The sequence below is a fragment of the candidate division KSB1 bacterium genome, assembly GCA_034506395.1.
Taxonomy (GTDB): Bacteria; Zhuqueibacterota; Zhuqueibacteria; order Thermofontimicrobiales; family Thermofontimicrobiaceae; genus Thermofontimicrobium.
In genome coordinates this window covers 15,087-29,245 of record JAPDPQ010000001.1, presented here as the reverse complement: position 1 = coordinate 29,245, position 14,159 = coordinate 15,087, and the positions used below count along the sequence as shown (strand labels likewise).

13 protein-coding genes are annotated in these 14,159 nt (G+C 45.3%); 4 read left to right on the top strand and 9 right to left on the bottom strand.

What is annotated here, in order from left to right; translation table 11 throughout:
- Positions 1 to 164 precede the first annotated feature (164 nt).
- From ONB37_00155 to tsaD, 3 genes are all read left to right on the top strand, one after another.
- Positions 165 to 359 carry a hypothetical protein gene (locus tag ONB37_00155; protein ID MDZ7398550.1) on the top strand — a complete coding sequence of 65 codons (195 nt, stop codon included), beginning with the start codon at positions 165 to 167 and terminating at the stop codon, positions 357 to 359.
- Between the two features lie 114 nt (positions 360 to 473).
- Positions 474 to 1,415, top strand: a complete 942-nt coding sequence (locus tag ONB37_00150) for a hypothetical protein (GenBank protein ID MDZ7398549.1) — start codon at positions 474 to 476, stop codon at positions 1,413 to 1,415.
- Positions 1,416 to 1,436: 21 nt separating this feature from the next.
- Positions 1,437 to 2,441 carry a tRNA (adenosine(37)-N6)-threonylcarbamoyltransferase complex transferase subunit TsaD gene (gene tsaD / locus ONB37_00145; GenBank protein ID MDZ7398548.1) on the top strand — a complete coding sequence of 335 codons (1,005 nt, stop codon included), beginning with the start codon at positions 1,437 to 1,439 and terminating at the stop codon, positions 2,439 to 2,441.
- A gap of 204 nt (positions 2,442 to 2,645) precedes the next feature.
- On the opposite strand, the gene ONB37_00140 is transcribed toward tsaD, so the two are convergent.
- From ONB37_00140 to ONB37_00115, 6 genes are all read right to left on the bottom strand, one after another.
- A complete protein-coding gene (locus ONB37_00140; protein MDZ7398547.1) occupies positions 2,646 to 3,497 on the bottom strand; it encodes a glycosyltransferase in 852 nt (283 codons plus the stop codon).
- A gap of 35 nt (positions 3,498 to 3,532) precedes the next feature.
- Complete coding sequence (locus tag ONB37_00135) at positions 3,533 to 3,877, bottom strand: nucleotide pyrophosphohydrolase (protein MDZ7398546.1); 345 nt, start codon at positions 3,875 to 3,877, stop codon at positions 3,533 to 3,535.
- A gap of 343 nt (positions 3,878 to 4,220) precedes the next feature.
- A complete protein-coding gene (locus tag ONB37_00130; GenBank protein MDZ7398545.1) occupies positions 4,221 to 5,966 on the bottom strand; it encodes an NAD+ synthase in 1,746 nt (581 codons plus the stop codon).
- Positions 5,967 to 5,971: 5 nt separating this feature from the next.
- A complete protein-coding gene (locus tag ONB37_00125) occupies positions 5,972 to 6,385 on the bottom strand; it encodes a secondary thiamine-phosphate synthase enzyme YjbQ (GenBank protein ID MDZ7398544.1) in 414 nt (137 codons plus the stop codon).
- 335 nt (positions 6,386 to 6,720) lie between these two features.
- A complete protein-coding gene (locus ONB37_00120; protein ID MDZ7398543.1) occupies positions 6,721 to 7,164 on the bottom strand; it encodes a TerB family tellurite resistance protein in 444 nt (147 codons plus the stop codon).
- A 385-nt stretch (positions 7,165 to 7,549) separates the two neighbouring features.
- Entirely contained in the window at positions 7,550 to 9,136 is a 1,587-nt protein-coding gene (locus tag ONB37_00115; GenBank protein ID MDZ7398542.1) for a C69 family dipeptidase, read from the bottom strand.
- A 210-nt stretch (positions 9,137 to 9,346) separates the two neighbouring features.
- On the opposite strand from ONB37_00115, the gene ONB37_00110 reads away from it, so the two are divergent.
- Positions 9,347 to 10,183 carry a class I SAM-dependent methyltransferase gene (locus ONB37_00110; GenBank protein MDZ7398541.1) on the top strand — a complete coding sequence of 279 codons (837 nt, stop codon included), beginning with the start codon at positions 9,347 to 9,349 and terminating at the stop codon, positions 10,181 to 10,183.
- A gap of 1,005 nt (positions 10,184 to 11,188) precedes the next feature.
- Here the strand turns inward: ONB37_00110 and ONB37_00105 are convergent.
- The 3 genes from ONB37_00105 to ONB37_00095 form a co-directional block, all read right to left on the bottom strand.
- Complete coding sequence (locus ONB37_00105; GenBank protein ID MDZ7398540.1) at positions 11,189 to 12,004, bottom strand: prolipoprotein diacylglyceryl transferase; 816 nt, start codon at positions 12,002 to 12,004, stop codon at positions 11,189 to 11,191.
- Between the two features lie 219 nt (positions 12,005 to 12,223).
- Entirely contained in the window at positions 12,224 to 13,099 is an 876-nt protein-coding gene (locus tag ONB37_00100; protein ID MDZ7398539.1) for an ARMT1-like domain-containing protein, read from the bottom strand.
- Between the two features lie 185 nt (positions 13,100 to 13,284).
- Positions 13,285 to 13,971 carry a class II aldolase/adducin family protein gene (locus tag ONB37_00095; GenBank protein MDZ7398538.1) on the bottom strand — a complete coding sequence of 229 codons (687 nt, stop codon included), beginning with the start codon at positions 13,969 to 13,971 and terminating at the stop codon, positions 13,285 to 13,287.
- Positions 13,972 to 14,159 lie beyond the last annotated feature (188 nt).

Sequence of the window (14,159 nt, the reverse complement as noted above, 5' to 3'; positions counted from 1 at the left end):
TTTGGGCGAGGAAGATGAAAATTATTTTTTGAGTTGTCAGACCTGATATTCACATTTCTTGAAGGAGGGATGGAATTATTAAATCCAACGGCGATAGCACAAAAATATCAATTCATTGGGGATTTTAAAACTTGAACTAGTTAAATTGTGAGGGGAGGTCTTTTATGATGGAAACTGCTTATCCAGAATGTTTGAAATGCTCCACTGGAGTACTCATTCCTTTATCAGACTATGGTCGTGAGGGTTCATCAATTATGTATAAAGCCTGGGTCTGCACCAATCCAGAATGTGGCTTTAATATTCGAATCGACAATGGTGAGCTAAGTATCGGCAAAGTGATTGGTCAATCTCATAAATAAAGAATCTTCGCCTCGCCCAGATCCTTTTCCTACCACGGGTCGATCATATGAAGAGGGTAAAAGGAGTTAGTTCCTGATACCCTCTTTTCACGTTAAGCGAGCCAAAGGATCGAGATGAAACCGATGAATGTTGGAATTGTTCGCAATCTGAAAATTAAATTGGCGGTAATTGCCTTGGCCAGCGTGATATGGTTTTTTGTGAAGATGGAAGATAATTACCGATATGAGCTGAATGTTCCGCTTCGGATTACGAATCTTGGGCCGAATCGAGTGATTAGCTCTGATATCCCGAGCAAGGTAAAAATCACTTGTTGGGGAAAGGGACGTTCACTGCTCACCACGATGCTCAGAAAGGATATCTTTTACAACCTTGATGTCTCCCATGTTTTCCGATCAGCCAATCTTGTATTGGATAAGAATCAGGTGAAATTGCTTCGAGATAGCGATATCGAAGTGCTCAACATCGTACACCCCGAAACTTTGAAAATTCTTATTATGGATCTCATCACCACAAAGGTTGCAATCGTACCTGATGTTGAGGTAACCCCAGTTCCTGGCTATACCGTCGTTGATGATGTTAAGTTAATCCCCGATTCCGCTGAGGTAATGATCCCGATCACTGAGCTCAAAAGGGTGGATGCGATTTTCACTGAACGACGTCGGTATAAAAATATCAACCGCAATTTAACCGAAAAGCTCAGGTTGATCAGGCCAGATATCGAGCATCTGCGCCTATTGACTCGCGAGGTAAACCTTTATGTCAATGTCCAGAAATTGATGGAGAAGCCGCTATCGGAGGTACCGGTGACTGTCATCAATCAGCCACCGGACTTGAGGGTGACGGTGTTGCCTTCTACTTTGTCTCTCGTTTTGGAGGGAGGAGCTGATATTTTATTGAATGTCACGCAGAATGATATTAGAGCATATATTGACTATCAAAAAGTGAAGGCCTCACAAAGCAAGAACCATCTGGCATATATTGATACTCCAAAAGGGGTTCGTTATCGCGATGTCAAACCAAAGCGATTTAAAATTGTCGTTGAAAAGATCAAATAATCCCAAGCGAGCCAATTGACCATGATTGTTTTGGGAATTGAAACCTCATGTGATGAAACCGCAGCGGCGGTTTATACCCCAGACGGCTTACGTTCGAATGTCATCGCTTCGCAAACCATCCATCAGCAGTACGGAGGGGTTGTTCCAGAATTGGCTTCTCGAGAGCACATGCGCCTCATTCTGCCCATCATCAAGAAATCGCTTTCGGATGCTAATTTAGAATTTTCGCAGCTTGAAGGGATTGCAGTGACCTATGGGCCAGGTTTGGTTGGTTCGATTTTGGTCGGATTAAACACGGCAAAAGCCTTGGCATACGCACTCCAATTGCCTTGGGTCGGGATCAATCATATTGAGGGGCATGTGTTCTCGGTCTATGTCAATCATCCAGATCTTGAATTCCCCTTTATCTCCTTGGTTGTCTCTGGCGGCCACACGCTGCTTGTTCTGGTGAAAGGCATGGAGCAATATGAAGTTTTAGGCCGAACGTTAGATGATGCGGCAGGAGAGGCGTTCGATAAGGTGTCAAAGATGATGGAGCTGGGCTACCCTGGTGGGCCGATCATCGATCAGCTTGCTGCTCAGGGTGATGAAACTTATATCCATTTTCCGCGCTCCCTGATCAAAACGCATGATTATAACTTTAGCTTCAGCGGCCTGAAAACTGCGGTCCTATATCATCTCAAACGAATGCCAACGGACCAGCGCCAGGCTCATATCGCTGATATTGTGGCCAGCTTTCAGGCAGCGCTAATCGAGGTGCTGGTGGAAAAAACAGTGGCAGCCGCCCGCGACAAAAAGGTGCGCGATATCTGTTTGGTCGGTGGAGTTGCACGAAATCGCCGGCTTAGATCGGCATTTCAACAACGCGCAGCGATCGAAGGCTTCAAGATTTATGTTCCGGAGCCGATCCTTTGTACCGATAACGCTGCAATGGTGGCTTGGCTTGGACAGCAGAAGCTAAAACGTGGGATTCGTTCGGACTTTGGGCTAGCACCAATCCCTGGCTTGAAATTGACTTCGTTATAAGTGGCCTTTGTTAGCCGTTTCCACCGAAACATCCAATCATGATGATGCTTGACCCGCACCCAATCTTTCGGACACTTAGCTATTCAATTCGCTCCATTTTATCCATCCACTCATCATGACGTGGGTTCCAAAACTTAAATTTCAGTCAGACTCAATCGATCGATCCAATTTGACCATTGAGCTGCATGATCTGCTCGATATGGTTCAATTTGTGCGATATTTATCTCGAATCGATCGATAGAGATCGCCTTCCGCTGTTTTGCCGCGTTTCTCAAAGCCATTGATCAAGATGTTGCATTTTTGGATCAGCATCTGGATTGTGGCATTCCGATCAATTTCTGAGAGCGAATGATCTTGGAGCATCTTTTCCAGCGCCATAACCCGGAATCGATCCATCCCCCAAAATTGCCTTGAAAGCTGATCTTGATGTCCCCCGTATTTAATGATCAGCGGCTGATTGATAAATGTAATCGGAAACCGATGACTGATCCGCAGCCAGAACTCATAGTCTTCGCACACCAGAAATTGTTCATCAAACAGGCCGACCCGATCGAATACCTCCCGACGTATCATCACTGATGATGGGCTGATAATGCACAATGGCAGACATCTCTGATAGATCCACCCTGAATATTTTTGGTGAATTTTCTTTGGATTGACTCTTACCCCTCGTCGAATCCAGATTTCGTCTGTGTAGCAAATCTTGATTTCCGGATGATTCAGCATCAGATCCACCTGGGCTTGCAGCTTGTCTTTCAGCCAGCGATCATCAGAATCCAGAAACGCGATTAAATCAGCCTGAGCTTTCTGAATGCCCAAATTTCTGGCGGCCGCTGGCCCGCGATGGTCTTGCGCATAATAACGGATGCGATCCCCATAATGTGCCACTAACTCAGGCGTTTCATCCGTTGAGCCGTCATCAATGAGGATCAATTCGAGATCCTGATAAGATTGAACTAAAACCGACTCAATTGCACCTGCCAACCAATTTGCGCGATTATAGGTCGGGATGATCACGCTCACGGTCGGTCCATTTTTCGCTTTATCTGCATCCATGGCTCATGTGCGAAAGGATTTAAGTCTATCAAAGATCAAGCACCCTGTTTCAATTTCATGTTGTTTTGATGTCGTTCCCGATCGCGGTTCGTTCGTTTTTCCATCCCCTGCCAGAACGCCTCGGTCAAATCCACGCCAGTTTGATTGGCAATGCAGACGAGCACAAAAAACACATCCGCCAATTCCTCTGATAGTTTTTTCGCCTCATCCGATTTTTTGAAGCTCTGATCCCCATAGGTGCGGGACATGATGCGGGCAACCTCGCCCACTTCTTCCATTAATTGCGCCAGGTTGGTCAATTCGGAAAAATAGCGCACGCCGACGGTGGTGATCCAGTCATCGACAAGTTGCTGACATTGTTGTAGCGTGATCGGTTTCATATTTCTATTGCATTTTTTTTTGGAGGAATAGCTGACCAGCGTTTTATTCAGGTCAAATTTAAAGTACAATCGCAATGTAGAATAATCGTCTCAACCAGCCCTTAGCCATCAGCAAGCGGGCGAGAAGCATTATTGGTCCTCAATATACATAAACCAAGACCGATTTACAAGCAACTTAAGGCGGAAAACTGAATTGATTTTTGTTTGCATTTGTAGTTATTCTTTAAAAGGATGGTCGCAGCAATGAAAGCTCACAGAATTTTGTTTCTGAGACCTTTCAGTTCTGAGACCAAAAAAATTCCGTGGTTGTTCTATTTGCGTGGTCCAGATAATTATCAAGGGTTCACAAGCGATAGCGATTGGTAATCGGCATCCGACGATCCTTCCCAAACGCCCGAGGCGTAATTTTGACACCCGGAGCTCCTTGCCGTCGTTTATATTCGCTCTGATCCACCAGTCGGATCACTTTTCGCACGATCGCTTCGTCAAAGCCGAGCGCCACAATTTTTTCGATGGAAGCGTCCTTTTCTACATATTCGGCCAAAATCGGATCTAAAATATCGTACGGTGGCAGGCTATCTTCATCTTTCTGATTCGGCCGAAGTTCAGCCGAAGGCGGTTTGACCATGGTGTTGTGCGGAATAATCTCTCGTCCTTTGATCTTGTTCAAATTCTTGGCCAATTGATAGACCAGGGTCTTGGGGACATCTTTGATCACAGCGAAACCGCCGGCCATATCTCCGTACAGCGTACAATAGCCTACGCTAATTTCACTTTTATTGCCCGTGCTCAGAGCCAGCCAGCCGAACTTGTTGGACAGCGCCATGACGATATTGCCACGGATCCGTGCTTGAATGTTTTCCTCGGTAATATCAAATGGCAGATTGTCAAAAGTGTTTTGAAGCATGTTTTGATAAGCTTCAAATGTATTTTGTATAGGGATGATGAGATTCTTGATCCCCAAATTTTTTGCCAATTGGGCGGCATCCTCAATGCTACCTTTGGAAGAGAATATTGACGGCATACTTACGCCGATGACATTCTTCGAGCCCAACGCGTCTACCGCGATAGCAGCCGTCAATGCCGAATCGATACCGCCGCTTAACCCCAATACGACTTTTTGAAAACCGTTCTTTCGAACGTAATCGCGGGTACCTAAGACCAGGGCCTGATAAATTTCGGTCAATGGATCCAGTTTGAGAACTTGCGAAATGGGGAGTCTCGGCTTCTGCTCAAAGGGCATTGGCCTCGGATCTGGAAGGTCGATCAGTTCAATCTTGAATGGTGGATCGAACGCTGCCCGACGGCCCTGAAACGATTCGTCCTTTGCTCGGATTGCCTGGATCACCGAGACATCGAGGTCGAATAGGATCAGGTCTTCTTCGAACTGTTTTCCGCGAGCGAGAATCTCCCCCCGCTCATTGAGAATTAGGCTGCTTCCATCAAATACCAACTCATCTTGCCCCCCGATGAGATTGACGTAGCAGACCATGGCGCGGTTATTTACCGCTATTTTTTTGAGCAAAATCTCGCGCTCTTCCACCTTGCCTGAATGATATGGCGAAGATGAGATGTTTAAAAGGATCTCCGCACCTGTGGAAATAGCCTGTGTCTCGACGACACTGTCGGGTATCCAGATATCCTCGCAGATGCTGAGTCCGATCTTGATATCGTTCCACTCCACAATCAGCGGCCGCTCTCCCGGTTCAAAATAGCGTTTCTCATCGAAAACACCGTAATTGGGTAGATGAATTTTATGATACACAGCGACCAATCTTTCATTGGCAATCACTGCTGCGGCGTTAAATAGCTTATTCCCCTCTCGATCGGCAAATCCCACAATCGCCAGAATATCGCGGGTTGCTGGAATAATTCGATTGAGACAATGGAGATTGTCCTGAACGAATTGCCGGCGAAGCAATAAATCCTCTGGCGGATACCCAGTGATCACCAATTCCGGGAACGCAACTACATCTGCCTGAGCATTCCTGGCTTGTTGGATTGCGGCTTTGATTTTCTGCTCATTATTAGCCAGATCACCGACGGTAACATCAATTTGCGCCAGAGCAATTCGAATGCCTTTTGTCATTTGAATCATTCCCCCATCACTTTGATGATCAACCGTTTTCGACGCTGACCATCGAACTCAGCGTAATAGATTTGCTGCCATGGCCCAAGATCAAGCTCGCCTTGAGTAACTGGCACAATCACTTGATGCCCGATAAGTAGATTCTTCAAATGGGCATCGCCATTGACCTCCCCAGTGCGATGATGCCGATAATTAACGCCCTCAGGGGCTAATTTTTGTAGCCAATCTTCTATATCTTGAATCAGGCCTGGCTCGGCATCGTTTACATAAACGCCTGCTGTAATGTGCATTGCAGATACCAACATCATTCCCTCTTTTATGCCACTTTTTTTCAAAACCCTCTCAGCTTCGTCTGTGATGTTGATGAACTCCCGTTTGCGTGCAGTATTGAACCAGAGATATTCAGTGTAAAATTTCATTTGTTTCATTCCCCAATTTCAAAGGTCGGTTGTTATAAGTTGCTATTCAAAATGAGATATCCCCTCAGCGCTTTTGGCTCAGGTTTCAGGTGGCTTCGATAAAGCTGAGAACTCATTGCTGGGATGTTTCGAAGGTCGCAGAGACCCATTTGAGTGCAGCAATCTTTGTTGATAAAATGGGCCAATTCTGAGATGCGTGTCCATTTCTGGCTGTTGAGGCGATTGCGCTTACAAAGCAGCATCTCATGGTTGCCGATCGAATGATGAGCTGGCTTTAAGTTGATTGCGCTGCAGAGATCAGCATACATGCCCTGAAGAAAATGTTTCAGGCGATCTCATTTTTCCAGCTTATAAAAGATTTGTTTCAACATCTCGCGCTCTTCTTCAGTAATATTTTCTCCGAACAGTGGCCCTGATGCATCCGCGACGTGCATGCATAATTGATAGATGCTCTCGCGAATCGCCTTGGCTTTGTCTGGGGTGTAATTGGTCAATCGAGCATTGATTGCCTTGGCCAATAAATCCAGATCACTGAGTTTCAATTCTTTGCCGAATTGCTCAATCTTTTTTTCAAAAAATGTTTCTAACTCAGCACTATCCTCATCCTGGGGACCGATGAGCCCGAGGGTGACAGCATGAAGTCGGAGCGCCATGATTTCTTTCATTGAAAGCTTTCCATCAGCTTTAGCGACATAGAAAGCAGGAAGTAGAAACAGATAGTGAGTGCGATGGGCCGGAATTTCGAACATCTCCATAGCCTTCTGGATTATGCCTTCCATTGAGTTCCTCCCTCGTTATTAACTTGATGGTTTGAGCGAATCTGATTGTCTTGAACGCCACAGTATACAATTTTTTCGTTCAAATGTCAATTGTTTTTTCCAGCCACTTGATCGAACGCCATGATTCCGAGGATTCACCAGAGATGATTCGATGAAAGATCGCTGCCGAACAGCGATCTCCCATCGTCTTATGATTGTTTTGCTATTGAGAAATGAGTCCACTCTACCTTGGCCGCGAATTTAGCCAATTGGGGGAATCAATTTCAAATCAGCAAATGCGCCAATTGGTACATAGCAGAATTTGCGGTTTTTGAAAGCACTCATAAGTTGAAGAGCAGAGCTCTTGTAAGAGCATTCCAGATTCGATGTGCTCGATTCTGGATTGTCATTGCAGTGATTTCATTTTAAAATGTTCGCCAGTTTCGTTAACGATGCGGCGATACCAGGATTCAGGATAGCCGGGATGGGTGACTTTTCCCAGCTCATTTTTCACATTTCCATCGAGATATTTATACAGGAGGAATTCGCCCAATTTTTTCCAGCGCTGGACCGTGGCATCGCCTTGCTTTACCGAATATTCGGTCAAATAATCTCGGGCCAGTTGTGGCGATTGTTTGTATAACGCCAGCGCAGCAGCTTCGATTTCCGATTGATCGGCGAAAAATTTTCCCTCCAGCTCACGCTGCACCTTTTGGATATCCTTGATCATATCGCTGTATCGGGAATATGCATAGTTGGCCACGAAATTGAACACCCAGAAAGCCGATTCCCAGCTAAATTCATCGAATGATCCAGTGCCTACTGCAAAGCTATGAGGGACTTGTTTAATTCCACAATACATGGGAACATAGACTGTGCTATAGGTATCATCGACGCCGAACCACAATACGCCGCCGATTGGGTCTGGCAACCACGAGCGCGCTTGGGCTACAAAAGAAAAGCCGGTCTGCTGAGTCGAAACTGCGCGTTCGTTACAATAGGTAACGGTATCGACCTTCCAAGTGAGCGGACGCCAGCGGTATGGAAGCTGAAAGGGCCCTGCCCCCACATCTTTGGTCATGTCGAATTCGGTTCCTTCAAAATGATCGCGCATCAATTCCATAACATCGTGGACTGAAAGTTTTTTATCAGGCTTAATCCATAATGGCAATGGCTCAGCGCCTTTCACTCCCTTTACGTAATCGATCGACAGGTTCAACGATGGGGCTGCACGTCGGAACATGCTCCATACTCGCGCTTCGCAGAATCGCAAGGCACTATAATCCAGGGGGGCGTAAGCGTCTGCAAAACTGAAATCTTTGTCCTCGCCTGTAAAATAGCCCTTTTCGCGCGCAAAGGAGATCACATCAGGGGAATAAAGGCAGTTCTCTTTATCATTCAATGGAAATTGCCGAATGCGAGCTTGGTTGGCGTGAGCGCAAATGTAGCCATCGGGCACCTTACGAGCGACCCAGACCGCCCCTTTGTTGTTCGGTCCTTTGCTGATGATCTCCATGATCCAGACCTCATTGGGATCGGCGATAGAGAACGATTCGCCCGAGCTATAGTAGCCATACTCAGCAACGAGATCCGCGATCACTTTGATGGCTTCGCGGGCGGTTTTTGCGCGCTGCAGGGCAATGTACATCAAACTCCCGTAATCCATGATGGCTTTTGGATCCTTCAATTCCTCGCGACCACCCCAGGTTGTTTCCCCAATAGAGACCTGATGTTCGTTCATGTTGCCTACAACCGCATATGTGTGAGCCACCTGTTTGATCCGGCCTAAAAATTTGCCCGTGTCCCATTCGTAAATATCGAGCAGCGTGCCAGGAAGATGATCGGCAGCAGGCGTGAAATATAATTCACCATAGAGCTCATGCGAATCAGCGGCATAGGTGATCATGGTCGAGCCATCGACAGCGGCACCTTTGGTGATCAAATAATTGGTACAGGAAAAAATTGTTTGGGGAGAGAAAAGTTGTGAAAACATGAGTACCAGGGCAACGAGGAGAAAATTTTTCATGCTGAATCACTCCTATTGTTAAATAATGGTTGCAATTTATTTAAAGTTTTACTATTCTACTGATGGGCAACTTATGGGTTCCCCAGCAATAAAAGATTCCTCGCAGCTGATCTTCGATCCTGCTGCGCATCACTCATCGTGATATTCAAAAAATCAACGAACCACGGGATCTCAATCATGCACAATTATGTCAGTCAGAAGTTCGATTCAAACGATCCATTGCTCGTTTCGATTCTGGATGATCTCCCATTGTGGTCTGCGCCATTCGGATTGAGACTTTTAGATAGCGTTTTGATGAAGCCGAAGATGAATGTACTGGATCTCGGCTGTGGAGCGGGCTTCCCATTGATCGAATTGGCCAATCGGATGGGTGCCTCATGTCAAATTTATGGGATTGACCCATGGTTCGCCGCTCTAAAGCGAGCTCAATTAAAGGCTCACGGTCAAGCCCTATCCAATGTCGCTTTAATCCAAGCACTGGGAGAACATTTGCCTTTTCCCGCTCTCTTTTTTCATTTGATCGTGTCCAATAATGGGATCAATAATGTGTCCGATCCTGAGGCTGTTTTGGCAGAATGTGCACGGGTGAGCCAGCCTCACGCCCAATTTATTCTTACTGTCAACCTTCCAGGAACCATGAAGGAGTTTTATCAAATTTTCGAACAAACCTTAAGCGAGATGGGAAAGCGGCGGGAAATTGACGAGATGCACAAACATATTCATGAAAAACGCAGACCCCTTCATCAGACGCTGAAAATGATCACCACTGCAGGTTTTCGCATCAAGAAAATTCATGAAGATCATTTTTCGATGAGTTTTTTGGATGGCAGTGCCATGTTCGGTCATTTCTTCATCAAGCTTGCGTTTTTAGAAAGTTGGGAAAAGATCCTTTCTCCAGAAGATCGAAAGCCTGTGTTTGAAATTGTTGAACAAAAATTGAATCGCATTGCTCATATGAACGGCGCTTTGCACCTCACCATTCCGTATGTTTGCATTGTATGCCGCAAAATGTAGCTTTGGTTGCCAGCTAATTATTAGCACCTGCTTTGTAGGATTGAAACATATCTTCACATATCCACATAATTTGACTCAGCCGTGGGCGAGAAAAATTGAAATTTTTAAGGAGGAGAGATCTTCAGCAGAAATTGTTTTCAATGTTGATTCCATGTCAATGGATGCAATTCTCAGCATGCTATTTATCAAAATCAATGAAGCTCATCCATTCGCCCCAATGTTTCAAGCTAATCGGATCTAGAGCCAAAAGTGTCTACTCTCAGAATCCTCTGCTCGGCTGATTTCCCCAGAAATAGGATAAAATGCGCTTTGGCTGCCTAAAATTGTTAGTGGCTGGATAAAGCAAATCCGCAACATGGAGAAGCTATAGCATGTCGGGTGAAATCAAAGCACCTTATTTTTGTTTTCGAAAGCTGACTATCATATCGAGGATGGAGATCAAAATCTTCAAACAGCCAAGAAATAAGCCAATAAGGTTAAATTCCAAATTTTGATGTTCGGGCCATAAAAGCTGTGGGCGATAAATAAGGCTGCTTCATTAGAAATTTTCAAATGGGTCGTGACGATCAAAACCCAATAGATGCTCAATAAATTGATTTTCACAGATAGATTATGCAGGCAGAAAAATTCTTTTTGAATATCACTTTTTACGATTGAATGCTCAGTCAAAATGATCGATCAATATTAAATTGAAGACAATGGCCATTTGATGAGGATGAAGCTTTCTTTGGGGCATAGATCATGCCAGGGATGCAATTTAAATTTTTCAGAGCTACTAATTTTGCCATTGCGTTCATGAAAGAAATCATTCGATCGTAAATTGAAGATGTCAGAAAGAGGGTACAAGAAGAAGGTGCCCAAGCGAAAATTAAGAAAGTTGCAGCCTTGAGCCATTTCAATTCATCTTGTCCCCCATTCAATTCATCGAAAGAACTTTTTTGATTTTGTGTTAGGTCACAACAGGATGCGTTCCATCAAGTCGAGCGAACTCAGGAACACATCAATCTATTTTCTCTCTGACCTCTGCTGCTGGCGCCAGCCTCGAATGAAGAAAAAGACGCTGAAAATAAACAATCCGGCCAGCAACAAATGATTCGCGTTAAAAGTGATCGGCCCTAATGTGGCTAATACTTGAGGTGATTCATAATAGCGAAATTGATCTACGATGAACCGATCGATTGCATAATACCCGAACACCAGCCAAAAGGTAAATCCTTTGAATTTGGATTTTCGATCAAGCCAGAGGGCGAGGGCAAATCCAATGAAACCCAATGCAGAGGCGAACAGTTGGGCAGGCCAAAGATGCGTGTGAGGGAACAGCGAACCAGCCACGCCCTCTGGAGGAAAAACAATGCCCAGCGGGCTATCGGTAGGGCGACCGAAACAACAGCCGTTCAGAAAGCAGCCACCAGCGCGGACGATCCCTTCGCCAAGTAAAAAAACTGGGGCGATGGTATCGCCCAACTTCAGAAAGTCCAATTTCTTGACCATCGCGTAGACCAGCGCCGAAAGAATTGCCAAAACCACCCCGCCGACCATGGATAAACCAGCAATCCCGATCGTGCCACCCTGAAACGGGTTGATGGTATCGAACCAATGCCCGCGAAATTCATCAATATGATAGATCACATACCAGAATCGACTGCCAATGATCGCTGCCAGCATAATGATCACAGCCAGATCGAGAATCGTTTCTTTTTTGACTCCATAGCGAGGCGCTCGCTTCAAAGAAATCCAAATTCCCAGCGCCACGCTCAGCGCCAGAGCGAGACCGTAGCTGCGGAGCTCAAAGGCACCAAATCTAAAAAGAACTGGATACATGGGTTTCTCCATTGCTTGTACATTTGAGGAATTTCTGCAAAATACAAAAAGCTATTTTCAACAGCTCATCTGTTAATTTATGAATAAAATCAATGCGTACATCGATGAATGAGACAAAACGGATTCCTAAACTTTTTTAGCAGCGACGAGCAAAATTCGAATGGATTCAATTGTAGAACCCTCATGCAATGATCATCAAGAATTTTAACACAGTTTAACTCAACAACCTTGTCCTTGTTTCACCACAAAATCACCTTTTTTTACTCCAAGATGATTAGCGACATGCTCGCATTTGGTCATTAGCAAAAAGAAGATATTTTTATCAACGCAGCTAAGACCCTCATAATTGCCCTGGCCTTTTGAAATGATCAGATCCGCTTGGTCAAAAATTGTCTTAAATTGGGCTGAGGTGTTCTCTAAGATTGTCCCAGGCGCATCATCCCCATTGGTGATGACATGGGCAATTTTGTCGATTCCTACCATGATTGCGTCTTCCAGCAATGCGTCATTGATGATGGGCGCACTGCGAACAGCAAAATAGACATTGGGATGGTTAATCGTTTCCAGGAAAATACGATCCAACACGATTTCGCCAGCATTATCTCCCAAATAGAGAAGTAGCGTTGCTTTCGAGATGGCCTGGCGCAAAGGCTCTGAATCATCGATCGCCAGGACAATAGTCTTTGCCCGTTCCAATGTTTGGTGGACATCAAAGCGTTGATTCGGACCGAAATCGATCACGTTTCCAGCGATGGACAATCGCAATGCCATCTGAAATGGATCTGCCGCCTGGTCCACCCATGCTTTTAATTCAACGTAATGATCGAGAAGCAAGCGATTGAATTGCTGTTTGATTTCTAAATACGGATCAGGATTATTGAGCACGTGTCGAATGATCCGTTGCATCTGTTGACCGATTTGGGGAGGGGATTGATGGAAATCAATGGTGCTGAGATAACGCAATAATGCTCGCATGGCGATTTCCTGATCCCTTTCTGAAACCAGTCCTTTTTTAAATAGAGTGATCAGGCTCCCGATAGCACAGGGGATACAGTCGTATGTGGATTGGATCGGTTCTTGCTGATTTGCAGTCAAAAATTTGTTCTCCTTCATCTGGATTGGCGCGATGGGATATAGAATAAAACAGCGAATTCAAACGAATAAAGCTAATTTGGCGAATAGCAAAATTGGGTTAATTGGGTCAATTCGCGCAATTGGCGATCACGGCAATTTGTCGATGCTTTAATTCAATTGGATGAAGTCGTCAGCGCTGACTGATTTCATGAAATATTGCAGAGGCCACATGCCTCGCATAGCGATTTTCGGCCCTGATAGCCATATTTTTGCCTGACGGCTTCCAATTTTTGAATTTGTTCACGCGATAAGGTTTTCACTTTGCCCAATTGTTTGGCAACCAGGGTGACCTGGGCGGCATATTCGACCTTCTCGAGTTTGCGATATGCGTCGATGAGGGTTTTTCCCACTGTAATTGTCCCATGCCGATCCAATATCAAAGCATCATGGTCGCGGATCAATTCCCGAATGACTTTGGCACCCTCTTCAGTTGAAATAGTGGCATATTCCGTAGTAGGGATGGTCCCGAAGATCACCACAACCTCGGGGATGACGCATTGCGCCAGTGATTCGCCAGCGATGGTAAAGCCCGTGGTAATTGGTGGGTGTGCATGCAAGACGGCATGGATGTCTGGCCGCTCTCGATAAGCAGCCAGGTGCATGGCCAGCTCTCCAGTTGGCTTACCGCCAGATAATGTCTTGCCTTCAAAATCGACATAAACCAATTGTTCGGGTGCCAATTCTCCGAGGCAACTGCCGCTCGGTGTGATCAGAAAACGATCTCCCATGACTCGCACGCTGATATTCCCATCTGTGGCCGTCACCAGCCCGCGTTCGTAAGCCTTTTTGCCAATCGCGACGATCTCCCGTCGCAATTGCCATTCATTCGCCATATAATCTTTCTACGCTTGGTTCGATTAGCAATTCGAAATAAGATTAAATAACGATCAATTAAATATAACGCTTTTCTGAAAGAATGCAAATAGGGCCCAAAATCGTAAAAGCAAATCTCTTTGAGCTCGTCAAATATTTCATCCTTTGCATCGATATAAATTTGACAACCTGAAGCGACTGGCTTGAG